At 59.8% G+C, this 23355-nt stretch carries 20 protein-coding genes; 10 read left to right on the top strand and 10 right to left on the bottom strand.

Annotation, left to right across the window (positions count from 1 at the left end; translation table 11 throughout):
- Positions 1–2 precede the first annotated feature (2 nt).
- Positions 3–3638 (top strand): transporter substrate-binding domain-containing protein, encoded by a 3636-nt coding sequence (locus ACTJLA_RS15910; protein ID WP_440841577.1) that lies wholly within the window; start codon positions 3–5, stop codon positions 3636–3638.
- 69 nt (positions 3639–3707) lie between these two features.
- Here the strand turns inward: ACTJLA_RS15910 and ACTJLA_RS15905 are convergent, their stop codons facing one another.
- Both ACTJLA_RS15905 and ACTJLA_RS15900 read right to left on the bottom strand, forming a co-directional pair.
- The gene (locus ACTJLA_RS15905; protein WP_054920140.1) at positions 3708–4190 is read right to left on the bottom strand and encodes a GAF domain-containing protein; all 483 of its coding nucleotides are present in this window, start codon (positions 4188–4190) and stop codon (positions 3708–3710) included.
- Positions 4187–5077: an ATP-binding protein gene (locus ACTJLA_RS15900; RefSeq protein ID WP_034127157.1), complete on the bottom strand. Its 891-nt coding sequence runs from the start codon at positions 5075–5077 to the stop codon at positions 4187–4189. The genes ACTJLA_RS15905 and ACTJLA_RS15900 overlap by 4 nt, the downstream gene beginning before the upstream one ends.
- A 163-nt stretch (positions 5078–5240) precedes the next feature.
- Between ACTJLA_RS15900 and ACTJLA_RS15895 the strand changes: the two genes are divergently transcribed.
- Positions 5241–7550: a hybrid sensor histidine kinase/response regulator gene (locus tag ACTJLA_RS15895; protein ID WP_034127156.1), complete on the top strand. Its 2310-nt coding sequence runs from the start codon at positions 5241–5243 to the stop codon at positions 7548–7550.
- 21 nt (positions 7551–7571) lie between these two features.
- Here ACTJLA_RS15895 and ACTJLA_RS15890 read toward each other — a convergent pair whose 3' ends face one another.
- Positions 7572–8057, bottom strand: a complete 486-nt coding sequence (locus ACTJLA_RS15890; protein ID WP_034127155.1) for a glutathione peroxidase — start codon at positions 8055–8057, stop codon at positions 7572–7574.
- A 150-nt stretch (positions 8058–8207) separates the two neighbouring features.
- Positions 8208–8600: a peptide-methionine (R)-S-oxide reductase MsrB gene (gene msrB, locus ACTJLA_RS15885; protein ID WP_034127154.1), complete on the bottom strand. Its 393-nt coding sequence runs from the start codon at positions 8598–8600 to the stop codon at positions 8208–8210.
- Positions 8601–8802: 202 nt separating this feature from the next.
- Between msrB and ACTJLA_RS15880 the strand changes: the two genes are divergently transcribed.
- A complete protein-coding gene (locus tag ACTJLA_RS15880) occupies positions 8803–10014 on the top strand; it encodes a pyridoxal phosphate-dependent aminotransferase (RefSeq protein WP_044273990.1) in 1212 nt (403 codons plus the stop codon).
- Positions 10015–10318: 304 nt separating this feature from the next.
- Complete coding sequence (gene htpX, locus ACTJLA_RS15875) at positions 10319–11206, top strand: protease HtpX (protein WP_003189904.1); 888 nt, start codon at positions 10319–10321, stop codon at positions 11204–11206.
- Between the two features lie 197 nt (positions 11207–11403).
- Here htpX and ACTJLA_RS15870 read toward each other — a convergent pair whose 3' ends face one another.
- Positions 11404–12060, bottom strand: a complete 657-nt coding sequence (locus tag ACTJLA_RS15870; protein ID WP_440841574.1) for a thiopurine S-methyltransferase — start codon at positions 12058–12060, stop codon at positions 11404–11406.
- 103 nt (positions 12061–12163) lie between these two features.
- On the opposite strand from ACTJLA_RS15870, the gene ACTJLA_RS15865 reads away from it, so the two are divergent.
- Positions 12164–12931, top strand: a complete 768-nt coding sequence (locus tag ACTJLA_RS15865) for a DODA-type extradiol aromatic ring-opening family dioxygenase (RefSeq protein ID WP_440841572.1) — start codon at positions 12164–12166, stop codon at positions 12929–12931.
- 132 nt (positions 12932–13063) lie between these two features.
- On the opposite strand, the gene ACTJLA_RS15860 is transcribed toward ACTJLA_RS15865, so the two are convergent.
- The gene (locus ACTJLA_RS15860; RefSeq protein WP_014717677.1) at positions 13064–14737 is read right to left on the bottom strand and encodes a DEAD/DEAH box helicase; all 1674 of its coding nucleotides are present in this window, start codon (positions 14735–14737) and stop codon (positions 13064–13066) included.
- 423 nt (positions 14738–15160) lie between these two features.
- Between ACTJLA_RS15860 and ACTJLA_RS15855 the strand changes: the two genes are divergently transcribed.
- Positions 15161–15952 carry a crotonase/enoyl-CoA hydratase family protein gene (locus ACTJLA_RS15855; protein ID WP_440841570.1) on the top strand — a complete coding sequence of 264 codons (792 nt, stop codon included), beginning with the start codon at positions 15161–15163 and terminating at the stop codon, positions 15950–15952.
- Positions 15953–16079: 127 nt separating this feature from the next.
- Here the strand turns inward: ACTJLA_RS15855 and ACTJLA_RS15850 are convergent, their stop codons facing one another.
- Positions 16080–16835 (bottom strand): spermidine synthase, encoded by a 756-nt coding sequence (locus ACTJLA_RS15850; protein WP_054897896.1) that lies wholly within the window; start codon positions 16833–16835, stop codon positions 16080–16082.
- 123 nt (positions 16836–16958) lie between these two features.
- Between ACTJLA_RS15850 and ACTJLA_RS15845 the strand changes: the two genes are divergently transcribed.
- Positions 16959–18305, top strand: coding sequence for a class II 3-deoxy-7-phosphoheptulonate synthase (locus tag ACTJLA_RS15845; RefSeq protein ID WP_054897897.1), 1347 nt, complete (start codon positions 16959–16961; stop codon positions 18303–18305).
- A gap of 54 nt (positions 18306–18359) precedes the next feature.
- Here the strand turns inward: ACTJLA_RS15845 and ACTJLA_RS15840 are convergent, their stop codons facing one another.
- Both ACTJLA_RS15840 and ACTJLA_RS15835 read right to left on the bottom strand, forming a co-directional pair.
- Positions 18360–19589 (bottom strand): winged helix-turn-helix domain-containing protein, encoded by a 1230-nt coding sequence (locus tag ACTJLA_RS15840; protein ID WP_054897898.1) that lies wholly within the window; start codon positions 19587–19589, stop codon positions 18360–18362.
- A 45-nt stretch (positions 19590–19634) separates the two neighbouring features.
- Complete coding sequence (locus ACTJLA_RS15835; RefSeq protein WP_054920152.1) at positions 19635–19841, bottom strand: DUF1127 domain-containing protein; 207 nt, start codon at positions 19839–19841, stop codon at positions 19635–19637.
- A 70-nt stretch (positions 19842–19911) separates the two neighbouring features.
- Between ACTJLA_RS15835 and ACTJLA_RS15830 the strand changes: the two genes are divergently transcribed.
- Positions 19912–20793 (top strand): LysR family transcriptional regulator, encoded by an 882-nt coding sequence (locus ACTJLA_RS15830; protein ID WP_105226254.1) that lies wholly within the window; start codon positions 19912–19914, stop codon positions 20791–20793.
- Here the strand turns inward: ACTJLA_RS15830 and ACTJLA_RS15825 are convergent.
- On the bottom strand, positions 20783–21532 hold the full coding sequence (locus tag ACTJLA_RS15825) for a sulfite exporter TauE/SafE family protein (RefSeq protein WP_034127144.1): 750 nt from the start codon (positions 21530–21532) through the stop codon (positions 20783–20785). The genes ACTJLA_RS15830 and ACTJLA_RS15825 overlap by 11 nt on opposite strands.
- Positions 21533–21640: 108 nt before the next feature.
- On the opposite strand from ACTJLA_RS15825, the gene ACTJLA_RS15820 reads away from it, so the two are divergent.
- Complete coding sequence (locus tag ACTJLA_RS15820) at positions 21641–22591, top strand: LysR family transcriptional regulator (protein ID WP_314548406.1); 951 nt, start codon at positions 21641–21643, stop codon at positions 22589–22591.
- Between the two features lie 81 nt (positions 22592–22672).
- On the top strand, positions 22673–23125 hold the full coding sequence (locus tag ACTJLA_RS15815; RefSeq protein ID WP_060764714.1) for a MarR family winged helix-turn-helix transcriptional regulator: 453 nt from the start codon (positions 22673–22675) through the stop codon (positions 23123–23125).
- The last annotated feature ends 230 nt before the right edge of the window (positions 23126–23355 follow it).

Raw genomic sequence — 23355 nt, 5'->3', positions numbered from 1 at the left:
GGATGCCCAGGCGTATAAAGGACTATCTGATTATATTAAGTGCCGGTTTGTACTTCAGCACTACCGTGCTGGCGGAGCACCAAACCAGCCCGGAACGTTTCACCCTCTTGAGTCGTGCGGGAGCTGTTCAACTGGACACTCATTTTGACAAGGCCCAGCGCCAGTGGCTGCAGAACAAACGTGAACTCACGCTGGGGACATCCACACCTGATTACCCGCCCTTCGACCTCACTTCCAGCGGCCATGACTACGAAGGCCTTACCGCCGACTACGCAGGATTACTGGCCAAGGCACTCTCCCTGCCAATCAATGTGATGCGCTACCCCTCCCGAGCGGCGGCCATTCGCGCCCTGGAAGACGGGGAAATTGACCTGCTGGGCTCCTCAAACGGGTTTGAAGCTGCGACGCCAAATCTTATCCTCTCCGAACCCTATGCCGTGGACCAGCCGGTGCTGGTCACGCGCGAGGGAGAAACCCGCAGCCTCAGCGAAGGCCTCGATGGGCTGCGCCTGAGCCTTGTCTATCACTACCTGCCGCTCAATGAGGTGGAGAAGCTGTACCCCAAGGCGAGCATCCGCGCCTACCCGTCCTATCAGAATGCCTTGAATGCAGTGGCCTTCGACCAGGCGGATGTGTTTCTCGGTGACACCATTTCCACCCATTACATGATCAACAAGGGCTATCTCAAGAACATTCGCATGGCCAACTTCGGCAAACATGAAGCTTATGGTTTCAGTTTTGCCACGCGCCAGGACAACCGGATGCTCCTCAGCATTGTCGATTCAGCCCTGGCCTCAGTGCCCATCAACGAAAGGGACAGTATTGCCAAGCGCTGGAGCGCCGGCAGCGACATCCTGCTGACCGACAAGAAGCTGCAACTGACCCAGCGCGAAGAGCGCTGGCTCAAAGAGCATCCGGTGGTCACCGTGGTCGTCAACGAAACTTTCGCGCCCCTGACGTTCTTCGATGCAGACGGCAACTTTCGCGGCATCACCGCCGACTTGCTGGAGTTGATTCGCTTGCGCACCGGACTGCGTTTTTCGGTGCAGCGCGGGCGCGATGTCAGCGCGATGATCGATCAGGTCGCGACCCAGAAAGTCGATATGATCGGTGCCATCGTGCCCAGCAACGAACGAGATTCGCAGCTTAATTTCAGCCGCCCCTACCTGGAAAACTCCTATGTATTGTTGACACGCAGAGAGCAAGGTGCCCCCTCGAACATGGAGCAGATGGCAGGAAAGCGTCTGGCAATCACCCGAGGCAACCCACTGGCCGCGACCTTGAGCAAAGACTTCCCGCAGGTTCAACTGGTGGAAACCAGTGATACGTTCAGAGCATCGGAGCTGCTAGCACAGGGACAAGTGGATGGGGCAGTGAATACCTTGGTGATCGCCAACTATTTCCTGTCATCCCAGGTCTTCCAGGATAGATTGCAAATAAGCGCCAGCATCGGCACGACCCCAGCGACCTTCTCTCTTGCTACCTCGCGCCAAGCCACGGAATTGAGCTCGATACTCGACAAGGCGCTGCTCAGCATTGCCCCGGATGAAATGGGCGTAATCAACAGTCGCTGGCGTGGCTACACCGCCGCATCGGACAGCTACTGGCGTAATTACCATCAACTGATCGCGCGAATCATCATCGGCACCGGGCTGTTGCTGTTGATATCCCTAGCCTGGAACGCCTACATGCGTCGCCAGATCAAGCATCGAAAAATGGCCGAACGTGCCCTCAACGATCAGTTCGAGTTCATGCGTGCACTGGTCAATGAGACGCCCCATCCGATCTACGTGCGCGACCGCAATGGGTTGTTGCAGACCTGTAACGACAGCTACCTGCAGGTGTTCGACGTCAAGCGCGAAGAGGTGATCGGCAAAAGCGTGACCCAGATGACCATGGCGCTGGCGTCGGAGGCAGCCCAGTATCATGCTGACTATCTGCGTGTGGTGGCCGAGGGTAACCCGCTGATCCTCGATCGCAGCCTGCATATCCACGACAAGAAACTGACCATCTATCACTGGATCCTTCCCTACCGCGACTCTACGGGTGAAGTCCAGGGCATCATCGGTGGCTGGATCGATATCAGTGACCGACGCCAGCTATTCGATGAACTACGCGCTGCCAAGGAGCGCGCCGACGAAGCCAACCGCGCCAAGAGCACGTTCCTGGCTACCATGAGCCACGAGATTCGTACCCCGATGAACGCTGTGATCGGCATGCTCGAACTGACGCTCAAGCGCGCCGACCAAGGACACCTTGACCGTCCGGCGATCGAGGTGGCGTACAACTCGGCCAGAGACCTGCTGGAGCTGATCGGTGACATTCTCGACATCGCGCGTATCGAGTCCGGCCGCCTCAGCCTGGCGCCGGAGCGCGTCAACCTGCGGGAGGTAATTGAATCAGTGGTGCGCGTCTTCGACGGTCTCGCACGGCAGAAAACCCTCAGCCTGCTACTGGAGTTCAAACCCGACCTGAACGATATCGAGGTGCTGATAGACCCGCTGCGCTTCAAGCAGGTGCTATCGAACCTTGTGAGCAACGCGATCAAGTTCACCGAACAAGGGCAGGTCAAGATCAAGGTCGAGCTGCAGCCTACCCAGGCCCCGGAGCAGATCGAGCTGAAACTGGTGGTGGAAGACACCGGCATCGGCATCAGCCGGGATGACCAACAGCGCCTGTTCGAACCCTTTGCCCAGGCAGACAACTCCGGGCAACTGGCGCGCAGTGGCGCGGGCCTGGGGCTGGTGATCTGCCGCAGCCTGTGCGCGATGATGGGCGGCCAATTGAGCCTGAGCAGCGTGCCCATGGTCGGCACCCAGGTGCACGTCAACCTGAGCATGCCTCGCCTGCAAGCGATCCAGGCGGTGGGTGAACACACGCCGCCAACGCCGGCCACCGCACGGGTGCTTAACGTACTGGTGGTAGACGACCATCCGGCGAATCGACTGCTGATGTGCCAGCAATTGGGCTACCTGGGGCATAAATTCATCGCTGCCGAGCACGGAGCCGCAGGGTTCCAGGCCTGGCGTAAAGAGCACTTCGACCTGGTAATTGCCGACTGCAACATGCCCATCATGAATGGCTACGAACTGAGTCGTTCAATCCGTGAATATGAGCAACGCGAACAATTGGTGCCCTGCGTGGTACTGGGCTTTACCGCCAACGCCCAGCCGGAGGAAAGGCAACGGTGCGTGCAAGCCGGCATGGATGACTGCCTGTTCAAACCCATCAGCCTTACCGTATTAGAGCGCCAACTGGCACATATCGCCCCTGAAACCGTGCCCCAACGGCTGGACCTCGAATGCCTGGAAGCGCTGACCGGCGGTGATCCACAGTTGAGTCGACGCTTGCTGGAGGAGCTGCTGAGCAGCAGCCTTCACGACCGCAAGGTCCTTATCGAACTGCGGGATCGACACGCGCCCCCCTCGGACATCATTGAGCAAGCCCACAAGATCAAGGGTGCCGCCCGCATCGTTCAAGCCCATTCGCTGGCGGGGCAATGCGAAGCCTTGGAGCAAACCTGTTCTCGCAATGAGGAGTGGGCCGTGATCGAAAGCGGCATCAGGGCCCTGGAACAGCTCATGCTGGAATTGGAGAAGATGCTGCGGGTTCAACTCGATGAACTGCAAGCCCCATAGCACCAGGGCCCGTCGTGGCGGGAGCGAGCAAATGCGCTCCTACCGCGACCAGCATAAGTACCCACTGCTTCAGCAGTCGGTCAACTGCAGGAAAATCTCCGCCAGCCGCTCAATCCCCTCCTGGTCCTGAGGGGTAAAGCGGCCCAGCAATGGGCTGTCGAGGTCAAGGACACCAATCAGTTGGCCGTCCTTGACCAATGGCACCACCAATTCACTGTTCGAAGCGCTGTCGCAGGCGATATGGCCTGGGAACGCGTGCACGTCCTCCACGCGCTGGGTTTTCCGTGAGGCCGCAGCCGCACCACACACGCCGCGACCAAACGGAATGCGCACACAGGCGATCTGCCCCTGAAAGGGCCCAAGCACCAGCTCTTCGTTACGATTGAGATAAAAGCCAGCCCAGTTCAAGTCATCCAACTGGTTGAACAGGAACGCGGAAAACTGCGCACTGTTGGCAATAAAATCGCGCTCATAAGCCAGCAATGACTCCAGTTGCGCGCAGAGCATGGCATAGCCATCAAGGCCGCTGCCGGCCTGTTGTAAATCGATCATGGTTGACGTTCCAGCAATTTAAGACCCACCCAGTAACGGGCGAATTGATAGGCGCACCGGCCATTGCGGTTGCCGCGCCCAGTGGCCCAACGCACCGCGAGAACGTCAAGCTGCTCATCGCGCTGCCACTGCAAGCCGGCCTTGCTGGCCAACTCACCGATCCAGTGTTCCACCACATCCAGGAAATGCTCCTGGGTAAAGGGGTAGAACGACAACCACAAGCCAAAACGATCCGATAAGGCAATCTTGTCTTCAACCGCCTCGCTCGGGTGCAATTCGCCGTCCACGCGTTTCCAGTTGTCATTGTCGCTCTGGTTTTCCGGCACAAGGTGGCGACGGTTAGACGTGGCGTACAGCAGCACGTTTTCCGGCGCCTGTTCCAGGGAACCATCCAGCACGCTCTTGAGCACGCGATAGTCACCTTCGCCGGCCTCGAACGATAGGTCATCGCAAAACAAAATGAAGCGTTGTGGTAGCTTGACTAGTTGCTCGACCACCCGCGGCAGGTCAGCCAGGTGGTCACGCTCGATCTCGATAAGACGCAGGCCGGCGTTAGCGTGCTGGGCGAGCAAGGCCCGGACCATGGAAGACTTGCCGGTGCCACGCGAACCCCATAACAGGGCGTGGTTGGCGGGTAACCCATCAAGGAACTGTTGGGTGTTGCGCGCCAGTTGTTCACGTTGTTTGTCGACACCGATCAGGTCCGACAGGCGCATGTCCAGGCTCACTTCCAACGGTAACAGGAAGCCATTGCGACCTTCGCGCTGCCAGCGGGCGGCCAGGCATTGGTGCCAGTCGATCGCCTGGCGTGGGGCGGGTAACAACGGTTCCAGGCGAGCCAGCACCGCATCGGCGCGCTCAAGAAAGGCATTCAATCGAGAATCCACAGCTATTCCTCTGGCAACTTCTTGCAAAAGATGGCGTATTGGCAACCCTGCGGCAAACTGTAGGGCTGCATCAAACAAACGATTCATGCCGGGCGAGCCAAAGCTTGTGGATGTTCAGCTATGCTTGCCGGGCGAAGGGAAACGCTAAGTGGTTCAACACTCGATGGATATCAAGTTCGCCCACCGCTTGTCTTATAAACAAGCCAGATTGACTGTGCTGGTCGGTTTCGTCTTGGGAACCCTGCTCAGTCTGATCCAAATCGGCATTGATTATGCCAGTGAAGACGCATCCATCAACCGTGAAATACGCTCACTGATTGAAATCAGCCATAACCCGGCGTCAAGAATCGCCTACAACATCGATGCCGAACTCGCCCAGGAACTGACCTTGGGCCTGCTGCACTCCCCCGCCATCATCCGCGCGCAGTTGATCGACAACAATGGCGTGGTGCTGGCCGACGTCAACCGTCCGCGCAAGGAAAGCAACTATCGGCCGGTCAGCGATTTTCTGTTTGGTGCCAATCGCCAATTCGAAGACCGACTGTTTCTCAGCCATATGCCCAACGACTCCCTTGGTGTGTTACGCCTGGACGTCGATACTTATGCCTTTGGCAGCCGTTTCCTGCATCGCGCCGAGATCACTCTGCTCAACGGCTTCGCCCGCAGCCTGCTGCTCACCGGGATTTTGCTCGGCCTGTTCTACGTAATGCTCACCCAACCGCTGGTGCGCATTATCCGCGAGCTGAGCACACGCAAACAGGCGCGCCTGGATTGCCCACCGGGGCATGAACACGATGAAATCGGCGTGCTGGTCAGCGTCGCCAACCAACAATTCGAAAACATGGAAACCGAGATCCAGCAACGGCGCCATGCCGAAGATCGCCTCACGGAGTATTTGGGGCAACTGGAAAATATCGTTTCTGCGCGCACCCTCGAACTCAAGGCCAGCAACCAACGCTTGAGCCAGTCCAACGATGAGCTGGAGGCGGCGAAAATGACTGCGCTGGGCATGGCTCAGGCACGGGCAGCATTCCTGGCCAATATGAGCCATGAAATTCGTACGCCGCTCAATGGGTTGCTGGGCATGATTGCCCTCTCACTGGATAGCCCGCTGACCGCCGAACAGCGCCAGCAACTGTCCATTGCCCATGACTCAGGCAAAGTGCTGGTGGAGTTGCTCAACGATATTCTTGACCTGTCCAAGTTCGACGCCGGCCAGCTGGAACTGGAGCATATCCCGTTCGACCTGGGTTCATTGGTGGAAGACACCGCCAACCTGCTCTCGCAAAATGCTGCTCCGAGCGTGGAGCTGACCTGCCTGATCGACCCGCAATTTCCCGCCCAGGTGGTCGGCGACCCTACCCGTGTGCGGCAGATCGTCAGTAACTTGCTCTCCAACGCCTTGAAGTTCACCCGCTTTGGCCGCGTCGATGTGCGCCTGCGCGCCTTGGAAGGTCGGGTCAGCATTGAAGTATGCGATACCGGCATTGGCATCGCCCAGGAAGCCCAGGTGAAAATCTTCCAGCCGTTCACCCAGGCCGGCGCTGGCATTACCCGCCAGTTTGGCGGGACGGGATTGGGCCTGGCGTTGACTCATAACCTGTGCGAAGCCATGCAAGGCCGCTTGAGTATCAGCTCGGAGGTGGGCTTTGGCAGCCAGTTCTGCGCCGACCTCCCACTGCCCGCGCATTTGCCTGCCATGCGCTATGCACCGCTCACGGGCGAGGTGATCGCCATCACCAACGCCGGCGGCGGGCTGACGGAGCTGCTCACCACGCTATTGCCCTCTTGGGGGCTGACACCGCGCTGCTATTCCCAGGACGATGATTTGAGCGGGCTGGCGCCCGACCTGTTGATCACCGACTGCCCTGAATGCTTGTTCCGCTTGCGCCCGGGCATCAGCGCGCCGATTCTGCTGGTTACCGCCTATGGTAACTTTTTGCCCAGCGAAGAAGTCACGGCCCTGGCGCCGCTGCAGCAACAAGCGCGCCCATTGAGCCGCAACGCGCTGTACCAGATCCTGCAACGCAACCTGCGCAGCGGCGCGCAACTGGTGCTCGACCCGGTCCAGATAGAAACCGCACCGCTTGCGCACCGCGCGCGCATCCTGCTGGTGGAGGACAACGCGGTCAATCAACTGGTGGCCAAGGGCATGCTCAGCAAGCTCGGGTGTGAGGTAATCGTCGCGGCCCATGGCGGTGAAGCCCTCAAGCTTCTGGAGGACCAGCGCTTCGACTTGGTGTTGATGGACTGCAACATGCCTGTGATGGATGGCTATGAGGCCAGCCGACAAATTCGCCGGAGCGGGCGTTGGCCGGACTTGCCCATTGTTGCCTTGACCGCCAACGCGATGGCCGAAGAACGCGAGCGTTGCCGGGCCGCTGGAATGAACGATTACCTGGCCAAGCCGTTTCGCCGTGAAGAACTCAACGCCTTACTGGAACTGTGGGTACCGAAGACAACCAGCCTCTGATGGGTACCCGCAATATTGCGGTCATTTGAGCAAGGCTTCGATCTCCTGGGTCAAGTCCTGGGGCTTGGTGGTTGGCGCAAAACGCTTGACCTGCTTGCCATCACGGCCGATGAGAAACTTGGTGAAGTTCCACTTGATGTTCTTGGAACCCAGCAGCCCCGGGGCCTGTTTTTTCAACTGCACGAACAACGGGTGGGCATCGCTGCCATTGACGTCGATTTTCTTGAACAGCGGAAAACTGACGCCGAAGTTCAGCTCGCAGAACTCCGATATCGCGCCTTCATTGCCGGGTTCCTGCTTGCCGAACTGGTTGCAGGGAAAGCCGAGCACCACCAGGCCCTGGTCCTTGTATTGCTGCCAAAGTTGCTCGAGGCCCTTGTACTGCGGGGTGAAGCCGCATTTGCTCGCGGTGTTGACCACCAGAATGGCCTTGCCGGCAAAATCGGCCAAGGTCTTTTGCTCACCCTTGATGGTGGTGCAAGGGATGCTCAGCAGGGAGTCGCTCATGGCAATGCCTCAAGTCAGGGAAAGAAGAGCCTTATTTGTAGGAGCGAGCTTGCTCGCGAAAAACTATCAGACGCCGCGTTCATTCAGGAAATCCGCCGTATCGTTGACGTTTTTCGCGAGCAAGCTCGCTCCTACAGGGACCATGCAAGCCTAGCGCGGCACCAGCTCCAGGCATACCGAATTGATGCAGTAGCGCAGGCCCGTCGGCGGGGGGCCGTCCGGGAACACATGCCCCAAGTGTGCATCACACTTGGCGCAGGTGACTTCGGTGCGAATCATGCCGTGGCTGACATCGCGGATCTCGACCATCGCGCTGTCGGCGATCGGCTCATAGAAGCTGGGCCAGCCACAGCCGGAATCAAACTTCGCCTTGGAATCGAACAGCGGCTCGTTGCAGCAGATGCAGTGGTAGACGCCGTCGGTCTTGGTGGCGTTGTACTTGCCGCTGAACGGTCGCTCGGTACCCTTGAGACGGCACACGTTGTACTGCTCCGGGTCGAGCATCGCCTTCCATTCATCTACAGTTTTCTGCAACTTATCCATCGGTACACCTCGGCAACTGAAAAACCCTGATCTGTGTCTTTTCCATGGATCAGGCGGCACGTATGATTGCGCCTCTTCAAAACGCCAGTCTGGCACCCGCGCCATCGGCATTCAAACGTATTTGTGGGTGCGGGCCGTGCAGGCTTCACCCTACGGTAGTGCCTACGCCGTCGGGATCGTTCATTTTCAGGATCACATCGCCATGCAGGTCAGCAAATCGAACAAGCTCGCCAACGTCTGCTATGACATTCGCGGCCCGGTGCTCAAGCACGCCAAACGCCTGGAAGAGGAAGGCCATCGCATCCTCAAGCTGAACATTGGCAACCCGGCGCCGTTTGGTTTCGAAGCGCCGGACGAAATCCTCCAGGATGTGATCCGCAACCTGCCGACCGCCCAGGGTTACAGCGACTCCAAGGGCCTGTTCAGCGCGCGCAAGGCGGTGATGCAGTACTACCAGCAGAAGCAGGTCGAAGGCGTCGGCATCGAGGACATCTACCTGGGCAACGGCGTGTCCGAGCTGATCGTGATGTCCATGCAGGCGTTGCTCAACAATGGCGATGAAGTCCTGGTGCCAGCCCCGGATTACCCGCTGTGGACCGCCGCCGTGACCTTGGCGGGCGGCCACCCGGTGCATTACCTGTGTGATGAGGGCGCCGACTGGTTCCCGGACCTGGCCGACATCAAGGCCAAGATCACGCCCAACACCAAGGCCCTGGTGATCATCAACCCGAACAACCCCACTGGCGCCGTGTACTCCAGGGAAGTATTGCTGGGCATGCTGGAACTGGCGCGTCAGCACAACCTGGTGGTGTTCTCCGACGAGATCTACGACAAGATCCTCTACGATGACGCCGTGCATATCTGCACCGCCTCCCTGGCCCCGGACCTGCTGTGCCTGACCTTCAATGGCCTGTCCAAGTCCTACCGCGTGGCGGGTTTCCGCTCCGGCTGGATCGCCATCTCCGGCCCCAAGCACAATGCGCAAAGCTACATCGAAGGCATCGACATGCTGGCCAACATGCGCCTGTGCGCCAACGTACCGAGCCAGCACGCGATCCAGACCGCCCTCGGCGGCTACCAGAGCATCAACGACCTGATCCTGCCCCAAGGTCGCCTGCTGGAGCAACGCAACCGCACCTGGGAGTTGCTCAACGCTATCCCCGGCGTGAGCTGTGTGAAGCCCATGGGCGCGCTTTATGCGTTCCCGCGGATCGACCCGAAAGTCTGCCCGATCCTCAACGACGAGAAGTTCGTGCTCGACCTGCTGCTGTCGGAAAAACTGCTGGTCGTGCAAGGTACCGCCTTCAACTGGCCGTGGCCGGATCACTTTCGCGTGGTGACCTTGCCACGTGTGGATGACCTGGAGATGGCGATTGGTCGCATCGGTAACTTCCTGAAGTCCTATCGCCAGTAAGGCAATTGACGCTGTGCGACTCACAAAGAGTCGTACAGCGATTATCTGGCAACACTTCTGTGTCACTTACTTGCGGTTGTACTTCATTTGGCCCCTGCCAATGACGTGCCCCCTATAATCACGGGGCGACAGGGTAGCATCGGGTCGATCAGGGCTGACAATACAGGTCGGAAAATCCCTTCAAGGCCCTACGCCAACGGTGTAGGACACAGTTTGAAATAGTCCCCCGGTTGAATCACCCCATGCCGCACCTTATATACCCCGCAGTGAGCGACATATTAAGCATGAGGAGAATTCTACAACCATGATGCGCATCCTGCTGTTCTTGGCCACTAACCTGGCAGTCGTACTGATTGCCAGCGTCACCCTGAGCCTTTTTGGCTTCAACGGGTTCATGGCGGCCAATGGGGTTGATCTGAACCTCAATCAGCTGCTGATTTTCTGTGCAGTCTTTGGTTTTGCCGGTTCGCTGTTCTCGCTGTTCATCTCCAAGTGGATGGCAAAGATGAGCACCAGCACCCAGATCATTACACAACCCCGCACTCGCCATGAACAATGGCTGATGCAAACCGTGGAGCAGTTGTCTCAAGAAGCAGGCATCAAAATGCCCGAAGTCGGGATTTTTCCGGCTTATGAGGCCAACGCCTTTGCGACCGGCTGGAACAAGAACGACGCGCTGGTGGCCGTGAGCCAGGGCCTGCTGGAGCGGTTTTCGCCCGACGAAGTCAAGGCGGTGCTGGCCCACGAGATCGGTCACGTGGCCAACGGTGACATGGTCACCCTGGCGCTGGTACAGGGCGTGGTGAACACCTTCGTGATGTTCTTTGCGCGGATCATCGGCAACTTCGTCGACAAGGTCATCTTCAAGAACGAAGAAGGCCGTGGTATTGCCTACTTCGTGGCGACCATTTTCGCCGAGCTGGTCCTGGGCTTCCTGGCCAGCGCCATCGTGATGTGGTTCTCGCGCAAACGCGAGTTCCGCGCAGATGAAGCCGGCGCACGCCTGGCGGGCACCAGCGCAATGATCGGCGCGCTGCAACGCTTGCGCTCCGAACAGGGCCTGCCGGTGCATATGCCCGACAGCCTGACCGCCTTCGGCATCAACGGCGGCATCAAGCAGGGCCTGGCTCGCCTGTTCATGAGCCACCCGCCGCTGGAAGAGCGGATTGACGCACTGCGTCGCCGGGGCTGATAGCCGGATGACTCGACAAGGGGCGATCTGATCGCCCCTTTTTTGTGCCTGCTGATTTCACCGCTCTCTGTAGGAGCGAGCTTGCTCGCGAAAAACTCGCAGGCGCCGCGTTCATTTAGCAAGCACGCGTTATCGTTGACGTCTTTCGCGAGCAAGAACTAGGCGTCACCCTCGCTCCTTCAAAAGGAAAAACCCTTTTAGCGCCTGGTCAGCCGATAAGCACGCTCTTCAAGGCGAGTAACACCGTCCTGCAGGAACTTTCCGCTCTCCCTCAGGATGTCCCGCTCCTCCAGCCGCTCCAACGCCCAATGCAGTGCAAATAGCACCTGCACTTCCTCGTCCGTGACAGCAAAGGGTGGGCCGGCCTTCTGCGCCTGGTCGTAATCGAGGGTAATCAGCAACCCCTGGCAGCCTGAGGGCAGCAAGGCATTCAGGTGCTCGACGTATTGCGCACGCATCAGCGGGGGCAATGCGATCAACGCGGCACGATCATATACGCCGCGGCAACCGACCAGCGCCTGCGCATTCAGGCTGAAGAAATCGCCACACCACAGTTCGATCTGGCCCGCCTGATAGACCTTGAAGGCGCCCTGCTGACTGACGTGCGGCACGAGCCCCTGCTCGCTGAAGAACGCCTCAACCGCCTGCTCCGATAGCTCCACGCCCATTACCGGATACCCCTGGCTCTCGAGCCATACCAAGTCCAGGCTTTTGCCACACAACGGTACCAGCACCTTTGCCCCCTCGGGCAACCCCAGCACGGGCCAGTGCCGTTGCAAATAGGGATTGACCTCGTGCTGATGGAAGCCGATCTGATTGCTCGCCCAGCGGTCCTGCCAAAATTCAGGCTGCATGAATCACTCCGAAAATTCGATCAAAAGGCGCTAAAACTTATATTAGATTTAGATCGATGATCTGATTGAAGATGGCTCCATCTTAACCCTCAGGACTCTGCTCATGCTCCCCAGCCTGTTTATCTCCCACGGCTCGCCCATGCTGGCCTTGCAACCCGGTGCCAGCGGTCCTGCGCTGCAGCGCCTGGCTGACGAACTGCCACGGCCCAAAGCCATTGTGGTGGTGTCGGCGCATTGGGAAAGCCCGGACCTGCTGGTCAGCGGCAGTGCTGCCCCCGAAACCTGGCACGACTTCGGTGGCTTTCCGCGCGAGCTGTTTGCGGTGCAATACCCCGCGCCGGGTGACCCGCAGTTGGCCAGTGAGATCGTCGAACTGCTGCACACCGACGGCCTGGCTGCACGTATTGACGAGCAACGCCCCTTCGACCACGGCACCTGGGTCCCGCTGTCGCTGATGTACCCGGCAGCGGACATCCCGGTGATACAAGTGTCCTTACCCAGCCGCCTGGGCCCGGCTTTGCAGACTCGAGTCGGGCATGCACTCGCGAGCCTGCGCGAACAGGGTGTGCTGCTGATCGGCTCCGGCAGCATCACCCACAACCTGGGCGAACTGGATTGGCGCGCCGGGCCGGAGACGATCACACCGTGGGCCCGGGAATTTCGCGACTGGGTGGTCGACAGACTAGCGGCCAATGACGACGCCGCCTTGCATGACTATCGCCGCCAGGCGCCACATGCCGTGCGCAGCCATCCCAGCGATGAACATTTGCTGCCGCTGTACTTTGCGCGGGGTGCGGGCGCAGATTTCAGCGTGGCGCACCAAGGCTTCACACTGGGTGCCTTGGGCATGGATATCTATCGCTTTGGCTGACACCGTTATACCTGTGGGAGCTGGCTTGCCTGCTCTCACAGTTGATCGCGTCGGAGCCTAAAACATGAGGCGAAAAAAATCCCCGAACCAGTCGGGGATTTTTTATGTGCGATCAATCAGCCCAAGGGCGGATCAATCTTCGCGGTAGCGACGCAGCTTGAGCTGCTTACCGGCAACGCGAGTGTCTTTCAGCTTGGCCAGCAGTTTTTCCAGGCCGTCTTCCGGCAACTCCACCAGGGAGAAGCTGTCACGCACCTGGATGCGACCGATGGCTTCACGCGCCAGGCCACCCTCGTTGAGGATAGCGCCCAGCAGGTTCTTGGCAGCGATACCATCACGCGCACCCAGCGCGGTACGGCAACGAGCACGGCCTTCAGCCAATGGCACTGGAGCACGACGCTCACGGTCACCACGGTCTGGACGGTCACCGGAACGCTCTGGACGATCACCGCGTGGCGCGCTGTTCGGAACCAGTGGACGTTCTTTTTCGATGGCTGCCAAGGTCAGGGCCTGACCATTGGTAGCTTTGCGCAGCAGGGCTGCAGCCAGGGCACGCGGGGTGCAACCGATATCGGCGGTCAGGCGGTCCAGCAGGTCGCCGTGGGTCGATTCAGCGTCAGCCACCAGTGGCGCCAGGCTGTTGGTCAGTTTCTTGATGCGCGCATCGAGAACGGCCTGGGCATCCGGCAGGCGGACTTCGGCAACTTTCTGGCCGGTAACACGCTCGATCACTTGCAGCATGCGGCGCTCACGTGGAGTCACCAGCAGCAATGCACGACCTTCGCGACCGGCACGGCCAGTACGGCCGATACGGTGAACGTAGGACTCTGGATCGTAAGGCATGTCAACGTTGAACACGTGGGTGATACGTGGAACGTCGAGGCCACGGGCAGCAACGTCGGTCGCCACAACGATGTCCAGACGGCCATCCTTGAGGGAGTCGATCACGCGCTCACGCTGGTTCTGGGCAATGTCACCGTTCAGCGCAGCGGCTTTGTAGCCTTTGGCTTCCAGGGCGCTGGCCAGGTCCAGGGTCGCTTGCTTGGTGCGCACGAACATGATCAGGGCGTCGAAGTCTTCGACTTCCAGCAGGCTCAATACAGCCGAGGTCTTCTGGTCAGCGTGAACCAACAGGTGAGCCTGTTCGATCGCGGTAACGGTCTGGGTCTTGGTCTGGATCTTCACGTGCTCCGGATCGCGCAGATGGCGTTCGGCAATGGCACGGATGGACTGCGGCAGGGTAGCCGAGAACAGTACGGTCTGACGGGTCGCTGGCAGCGCCTTGAAGATGACTTCCAGGTCATCCATGAAGCCCAGCTTCAACATTTCGTCAGCTTCGTCCAGAACCAGGTGGTTCACGGTCGACAGGACTTTTTCGTCACGACGCAGGTGGTCGCACAGACGGCCCGGAGTGGCGACAACGATCTGTGCGCCATTGCGGATTGCCTTGAGTTGTGGGCCCATAGGCGCGCCGCCGTAAACGGCCACAACAGTTACACCCGGCATTTGCTTGGCGTAGGTTTCAAAGGCGGTTGCTACTTGCAGCGCCAACTCACGGGTTGGCGCCAGGATCAGGGCTTGCGGCTCGCGCTTGGCAGGATCGATGCAATGCAGAATAGGCAGGGCGAACGCGGCGGTTTTACCGGTACCGGTTTGCGCCTGGCCAATCATGTCCTTACCGGCCATGATGATCGGGATCGATTGCTGCTGAATCGCCGAAGGTTCTTCGTAGCCGGTCGCTGCGACGGCTGCAAGAATATTCGGGTTAAGATTAAAAGCGGCGAAGCCGCCGGTTTCCTGGGTCATGGGTCTGCCTCTAAGTGCATCCGCAAAGACCCATGCTCCAAAGCTGCGCATGCCGTGTTGAGACTCAAGAGTCGCCCTGGCTGCTTTGTCGGCGGGGATTTGCGAAAACGAATGAATGAAAAAGATTCGTCAAGGAAGAGTCCGCTGTGCGGACGTGCAGCCGAAGCTGACTTCGGGGAATTGCGCTACCTAAACGCGGCCCGGTTAAAGGCCGGCGCGCACTATACCGGAAATAGCTGAAAAAGGGAGCTTTTTTTATCGCCAGGCGCCGATAAACCGCACTGGGTCACGCGCTTTGCAGATCCGTGCGCCAGGGTCTATTTTTCAAAGGCCCGGCCCTGTTGGTCATCGAGCTTAAACGGTTCACCCACCCATTGAGACCCTTTGGTCTGAAACCTCACCTGCGCCCCGAGGGCACACCCGATGAATCAAGCCAGCAGTAGCCGTGTCAGCCGCGCACTTGAGGGCCATGTTCTATTGCTAGGCCTGGACCGCGTGGCCAAGCGCAACGCCTTTGACCTGGATTTGCTCAATGAACTGAGCCTGGCCTATGGCGAATTTGATCGAAACGATGACGCACGGGTGGCCGTGGTGTTTGCCCATGGCGATCACTTCACCGCAGGGCTGGACCTGGCCAATGTCAGCGGCGTAATGGCCGGCGGCTGGCAACCGCCGCTGGGAGGGTGCGACCCGTGGGGGGTGTTTGCCGGCCCGCGCGTGAGCAAACCGGTGATCGTCGCCGTCCAAGGTTACTGCCTGACCATTGGTATCGAGTTGATGCTGGCGGCGGATATCAACCTCTGCGCCAGCAATACCCGCTTTGCCCAGATGGAGGTGCAACGCGGCATCTTTCCGTTTGGCGGCGCGACATTGCGCTTTCATCAGATTGCCGGCTGGGGCAATGCGATGCGCTGGCTGCTCACCGGCGACGAATTCGACGCCCATGAGGCCCTGCGCCTGGGGTTGGTGCAGGAAGTGATGGCCAGTGAAGACCTGTTGCCCCGCGCCATTGAATTGGCCAACCGCATTGCGCGCCAGGCGCCGCTGGGTGTGCAGGCAACGTTGATGTCGGCACGCTTGGCGCGTATGGAGGGTGAGGCCGTCGCAGCCGCCGCGCTGCCGCCCATGGTGGATAAACTGCTCAACAGTGAGGACGCCAAGGAGGGTGTTCGGGCGATGGTCGAGAAGCGGCCCGGGGTGTTCAAGGGGATTTGAACAAACTGAATTAGCCGTCGCCAGTGAGGGCCTCTTCGCGGGCAAGCCCGCTCCCACAGGGGATTGCATTTCAACACAGAGTGCAATTCGACTGTGGGCTTGCCCGCGAAAGCGTCCGAACTGACAACTAAGTTGCTGGCCGAATCGCCTTGATCAACGACTGCAACGAATACCCCAATCGCGGCGCCAAGGCTTCGGCGCGGGCTGACAGCGCATCCAGGTCCAACACCTGATCCAGCTCCGAAGGCACCAATAGAATCACATTGCCCTCCTTCACCGGCAGCTCCCAGTAATGCCGGTGGTACAACCCACGCAGCAACGCCGCCCCCAGCGGCTTGCCGTCATCGGTGGCCCACTGGTTGATCACCAGCCAGCCGCCGGGGTTGAGTTTCTTCTGACAGTTTTCCAGGAAGGTCCAGGCCAGATGCCCCACGCCCGGGCCGACATCGGTGTAGAGGTCGACGAAAATCAGATCGGCCGATTCAGCACTGTCGAGCAATTGCAGCGCGTCACCAATGCGGATGTACAAGCGCGGATCGTCATCCAGCCCCAGATATTCAATCGCCAGGCGCGGCACATCGGGGCGCAGCTCAATGGCTTCGACATCCTCCAGCGCCAGGAACTTGAGGCATGCCTGGGTCAACGTGCCCGCGCCCAGGCCGAGGAACAACGCACTTTCCGGCTGTTCATGGCACAACGCGCCGATCAGCATCGCGCGGGTGTAGTCGTACTCCAGCCAGCTCGGGTCAGCAGTGAACACACAGCTTTGCTCGATGGCGTCGCCAAATTCGAGAAAGCGGTAATCAGCCACTTCAAGCACACGGATCATGCCGAATTCATCATGGACTTCGGCCAGCAGGCGCTCGACACGCTCCTCGCTCATCACTACTCCTAAAGGGTTTACCGCACGACAAAGGCGCGATTGTCGGCCAAGCGGCAACCACAGGTCACGCACTAATTGCTGCTAACATTGACGCCCTAACATCCACCTGCAAACGAGTTCATGATGAGCCACCCCTGGAGTCCCGATAGCTGGCGAGCCCTGCCGATCCAGCAGCAACCCCGATACCCGGACGCCGCGCACTTGGAGCAAGTGGAGCAGAGCCTGGCGAGCTACCCGCCTCTGGTGTTTGCCGGCGAAGCCCGCGAATTGCGCCGTCAGTTTGCCGAAGTGACCCAGGGTCGTGCCTTCCTGCTGCAAGGTGGCGATTGCGCCGAGAGCTTCGCCGAGTTTTCCGCCGCGAAGATCCGCGACACCTTCAAGGTGCTGCTGCAGATGGCCATTGTCATGACCTTCGCCGCCGGTTGCCCGGTGGTGAAAGTCGGGCGCATGGCCGGCCAGTTCGCCAAGCCACGTTCGGCCAACGATGAAACCATCGACGGCATCACCCTGCCCGCCTACCGTGGCGATATCGTCAACGGCATCGGCTTCGACGAAAAAAGCCGCGTGCCAGACCCGGACCGCCTGTTGCAGTCCTACCACCAGTCCACCGCCACCCTCAACCTGCTGCGCGCCTTTGCCCAGGGCGGTTTTGCCGACCTGCACCAAGTGCACAAGTGGAACCTGGATTTCATCGCCAACTCCGCCCTCGCCGAAAAGTACAGCCAACTGGCCGACCGCATCGACGAAACCCTGGCCTTCATGCGCGCCTGTGGCATGGACAGCTCGCCGCAATTGCGCGAAACCAGCTTTTTCACCGCCCACGAAGCGTTACTGCTCAACTATGAACAAGCCTTCGTGCGCCGCGACAGCCTGACCAACGATTACTACGACTGCTCGGCGCATATGCTGTGGATCGGCGACCGTACCCGTCAATTGGACGGCGCCCATGTCGAGTTTCTGCGCGGGGTGAACAACCCGATCGGCGTGAAAGTCGGACCGAGCATGAACCCGGAGGACCTGATCCGCCTGATCGACATCCTCAACCCGGATAACGACCCTGGCCGCCTCAACCTCATTGCCCGTATGGGTGCAGGCAAGGTCGGCGACCATTTGCCCAACCTGATCCGTGCCGTGCAGCGCGAGGGCAAGCAGGTGCTGTGGAGTTGCGACCCAATGCACGGCAATACCATCAAGGCCAGCAGTGGCTACAAGACCCGCGACTTTGCGCAGATCCTTGGCGAAGTGAAGGATTTCTTCCAGGTGCACCAGGCAGAAGGCAGCTATGCCGGCGGGATCCATATCGAGATGACCGGGCAGAACGTCACCGAATGCATCGGCGGCGCACGACCGATCACCGAAGATGGCCTGTCAGACCGCTACCACACCCATTGCGACCCACGGATGAATGCCGATCAGTCGCTGGAGTTGGCGTTCCTGATTGCCGAGACCTTGAAACAGGTAAAGCGCTGACGTTTTATCGACGGGGATGACGCCATCGCGGGCAAGCCCGGNCGCGATAGGGCCTTAAAGGCTGACATCCCGGTTCAGCATCGCAGCCCTCAACCGGGCAGCACTGGGCCGCTGGCAATTGAGCTGGATCTGTTCCAGCCCTAGCCAGTCGGCCATCTTTCGCAGGTTCAAGGCCAGCGCCAACATACCTTCCTCATCCAGCCCAGGTTCTTCCTCGTGCACGGCATGCACGGCCAGGCGCCCATGGGCACGCTCGGCCCGCAGGTCGACGCGTGCGGCAATGCGTTCGTTGTGGAGAAACGGCAGGACGTAATAGCCGTACACGCGTCTTTCTTGCGGAGTGTAGATCTCCAGGCGATAGCGAAAGTCGAACAAGCGCTCGGTGCGGCTGCGCTCCCATATAAGCGAATCGAACGGCGACAACAATGCACTGGCCGGCACGTTGCGCGGCAGTTTGGGCGCCGCCAGGCAATACGCTGGTTGTTTCCAGCCCCGCACCTGGCACGCCAGCAGTTGCCCATCCTCAACCAGCTCGGCCAAGCGGTTGCGGCTGTCGGCGGGGTCGAGGCGAAAATAATCGCGCAGGTCTTTTTCAGTGGCGACACCCAATGCAGTCGCACTGTGCAACAGCAAGCCACGCTGCGCTTCACCTTCACTCATGGAGACCCTGAGCACCTCTGCGGGAATAACACGCTCGGGCAGATCATAAAGCCGCTCAAACCCTCGACGACCGGCAACCGTGACCAGGCCAGCGGCGAAGAGCCATTCCAGCGCGTGCTTTTCATCACTCCAATCCCACCAGGGACCGGCACGCTCCTCGCGGGTCGACAAGCTACCCGCCCCCACGGCGCCCTGCTGTTCGACGGTGCGCAACACGCGCTGGATCGTCGCCTGCTGTTCACGGCCAAAACGTGCCATCTGCGAATAGATCCCCTGCCCTTGCCGGGCGCGCTCCATACGCCAACCCATCAGCGGGTACAGCGCCAAGGGCAGCAGCGACGCCTCATGCCCCCAGTATTCAAACAGAGAACGCCGCCGCCCCAGGCTCCAGGCCGCCTGCTCAAGAATCGATGGGGAATAAGAACCAAGGCGGGAAAACACGGGCAGGTAGTGGGAACGCACCAGCGCATTGACCGAGTCGATCTGTAAAACGCCCAGGCGCTCGATCAAGCGGTTGAGGTGCGTGGCCTTTATCTGTGCAGGCGCCTGGCGCCCGGAAAACCCCTGGGCAGCCAGCGCCATGCGTCGAGCTTGCTTGAGTGAAATACACAGGTCGGCGGGCATGGCGATCTCCATTGAGGCTCGCGCCCTACCCTACTGCATCCGGGCTTATTTTCGCAGCGGGTCTTCCCAGAAATGCCGATGGCTTTCCTGCGCGACGTCGGCGCGATTGAGCCCGATGTCCTTGAGTGCGTCATCGCTCAGGGTCGCCAGCATCTGCCGCTCCTGATGCAACAGCTGCCAACGCGCGAATGTGTGAAAAAGCCCAGCAAACAGCCAGTTATCCGTCGATATGAAACCTTTTTGACCTTTCATCTTCTCACCCTCCAGTGGGGATGACGACAGTGTGTGCCTGGCATTATGATCAATCCAACGAATGTTTCTTATGCATTACATCTCAGAGATTGATCAATTGTCCGCCTATCCCAGCATCGACACAGACGTGCTGCGCACCTTCGTCGCCATTGCCGACCAGGGCGGTTTCACCCGTGCCGGCGAGACGGTCAATCGCACTCAATCGGCGGTTAGCATGCAGATGAAGCGTCTGGAAGAAGACGTGTTGCAGCGCAAACTGTTCGAGCGCGATGGCCGGCAGGTACGGCTCACGCCCGAAGGCCAGGTGCTGCTGGGTTATGCGCGGCGCATCCTGAAATTGCACAGTGAAGTGTTCAATACCCTGCGCGAGCCGCATATGGTGGGATTGGTGCGCATCGGCACGCCGGATGACTATGTGATGCGCTTTCTGCCAGGGATCCTGAAACAGTTCTCCAAAGCCTACCCACTGATTCAAATCGAAATGCACTGCGAAGCATCGACCGTATTGATGCAACGGCGGGACTTGGCGCTGACCGTGATCAGCCGCGAGCCCGGCAATGATCTGGGTGAGTTGTTGCGTACCGAACGCATGGTATGGGCAGCATCACCGTGCTTTTGTGTGGAGGAGCACGATGCCCTGCCTCTGGCGGTGTCCGGCGACGAGTGCCTGTACACCCATTGGGCACGTGCGGCATTGGACGCGGCCGGGCGAGATTATCGCCTGGCCTATCACAGCTCTAACGGAGCAGCGATCCTGGCGGTGGTGAGTGCGGGCCTGGCGGCGATGGTCAGCATGGAAAGCCTGGTCACCGACGACCTGCGAGTGCTCGGCAGCGACGAAGGCTTCCCGCCTTTGCCGTCGATGAACCTGCGCTTGCTGCGTAACCCGCAGATGACCTCGCCGATCACCGAGTGCCTGGCGGACTACATCGTCGAAGGCTTCAAACTTTAAAGGTAAGCATCACCGCGCACACCACCAAAAAGCCACAGAACAGGCCGCGCAACAGGCGCTCCGGCAAGGCATGAGCCACTTTCACGCCCCAACTGATACTCAGCAGGCCACCCACCGCCAGCGGTAGGCCGATCATCCAGTCCACCTCGTGGTGCCAGGCATAGGTGACCAGGGTCACACCGGTACTGGGCAACGCCAAGGCCAACGACAACCCTTGGGCAACCACTTGAGTAGTGCCGAACACACTGGTGAGTACCGGTGTGGCCACCACCGCGCCGCCGACCCCGAACAGCCCGCCCATGGAGCCGGATGCCGCGCCCAAGACGCCAAGCCAGGGCCAGGAATAACGCATTTGCGTGGTGGGCGGCGCGTTGCGGGTAAACATGCGCAGCAGGTTGTAGGCAGACAGCGCCACCAAGAACGCAATAAAACCAATGCGCATGGCGCCCGCATCCAGCCCCACCGCCCAGATCGATCCCAGCCAGGCAAAGCAAAAGCCGGTCACACCCAAGGGTAAGGCGTGACGCAACTCGATGCGGTTACGTTGGTGATAGCGCCACAGGGCGAGCATCACGTTCGGCACGACCATGACCAAAGCGGTGCCCTGGGCAATTTGCTGATCCAGCCCGAACAACACGCCGAGTACCGGGATAGCAATCAGCCCGCCGCCGATGCCAAACAGCCCACCCACGGTGCCCAACGCCGCACCCAATGCCAAGTACATCACTAGATCCCACACCGCTCGCTACTCCGCAATTCCAAGCTTTGCATGCTACGCAGTCGGCTCTGGCGCGGAAACGCACAGCAACGCACAATGGCTGTGCCAATCTCGCATAAGCGTCGAGCCATGAACCCCAACACCTTGACCGACCAACTCAGCCTGTTTCTGGATGTCCTGGAAGCCGGCAGTTTTTCCGCCGCCGCGCGCCGCCATCCGCTGACACCTTCCGCCGTGGCCCGGCGTATCGACAGCCTGGAGAACTCAGTGGGCAGCCGCCTGTTCCAACGCAGCACCCATGCAGTAGTGCCCACCTCGGCGGGCCTGGCCTTTGCCGAGCGGGCACGACGGATTGTCAGCGAGTTGCAGCTGGCGCGGGCTGAAGCGGTCTCGCTGAGCCATGCGCCGGAGGGGTTGATCCGGGTCGATGCGCCCGCAGCATTCGGCCGCCGGCATCTGGCGCCGGTCATTGCGGACTTTTTAAACCTGTACCCAGGACTGGACGTGCACCTGCACTTGATCGACAGCTTTGTCGATATGCAGGGTGCGCATCTGGGCAAGGTCGATCTGGTTCTGCGCGCTGGGCATATTGTCGATACCCGGTTGGTCGCTACGCCGTTGGCGAGCATTGTGCGTATCGCCTGCGCCAGCCCCGCGTACCTGAAAAGCCGTGGCACGCCGGCCCATCCTCGAGAGCTGAGCGAACATGATGGCCTGGACTGGGACGGGCTGGCGCCAATGTTCGCCTGGCGCTTCGAACTGGACGGGCGCCGCACCACCTATCGCCCCCGGCGCATCCGCATGAGCGCCAACAATGCCGAAGCCCTGCTTTCGGGTGCACTGGCCGGGCTGGGCATCGCTCATCTGCCGACCTGGTTGGCCAGTGAATACCTGGTACGCGGTGAGCTGTTGCCGCTGTTTTGTGAAGACGGTTTGCCGAGCCCGGAAACCGCCGGCATTTATGCGCTGCGCCTGGAGCAACAGCCCAATGCGCGCAGCCGATTGTTGCTTGAATATCTCAAATCCCGTTTCAGCCCGGTGCCGCCTTGGGATCAGGCATTGCAAAGTGGCTTGGTCTGACGCCTCCGGCAAGAATTACCTGGCGCATTAAAGATTTGCCCGCTAGATTCCAGGCCAGACATGCTTTTTCGAGACGCCACCATGAGCAAAAACCCTGATCCTTGCGAATCGCTGTTGCTGGACAACCAGCTGTGCTTCGCCCTGCACTCTACTTCATTGCTGATGACCAAGGTCTACAAGCCGCTGCTCCAAGCCATCGGCCTGACCTACCCGCAATACCTGGCCATGATGGTGCTGTGGGAAGAGGATGAATTGACCGTCAGCGAAATCAGCAGCCGCCTGCTGACGGACCCAGGCTCCATGACGCCACTGCTCAAGCGCCTGGAAGCCGAGGGCCTGCTCAACCGTACCCGCAGCCGCGAAGATGAACGAGTAGTAGTCGTGGAACTGACCGACACCGGGCGCGCCTTGCAGGAGAAGGCCAAGGATGTTCCGCAATGCATCCTGGGCGCCAGCGGGATGGCGCTGGAGCAATTGCGCAAGCTGCAAGGAGACCTGATCGCGTTGCGCGCCAATCTGCAAACCAGCCTCTGACGCAACACACACCTAAAAAGTGGGAGCTGGTTTGCCTGCGATGGCCATAGGTATCTACACAACTTCGGCACGACGCTAAATCTGTGGCGAGGGAGCTTGCTCCCGTGACGGCCTGGCAGCCGACACAGATATAACTGATGCCCCGCGATCCAATGTGGGAGCTGGCTTGCCTGCGAAGACGGCCTGACAGTCAACACAGTTGGACCGTGTACATATCCATTCCTGCGGTA

Source organism: Pseudomonas sp. 22072, from assembly GCF_052046095.1.
Classification (GTDB): domain Bacteria; phylum Pseudomonadota; class Gammaproteobacteria; order Pseudomonadales; family Pseudomonadaceae; genus Aquipseudomonas; species Aquipseudomonas paracarnis.
Note: the sequence above shows the minus strand (reverse complement) of the source record. Positions and strands in the feature narration are given on the sequence as shown.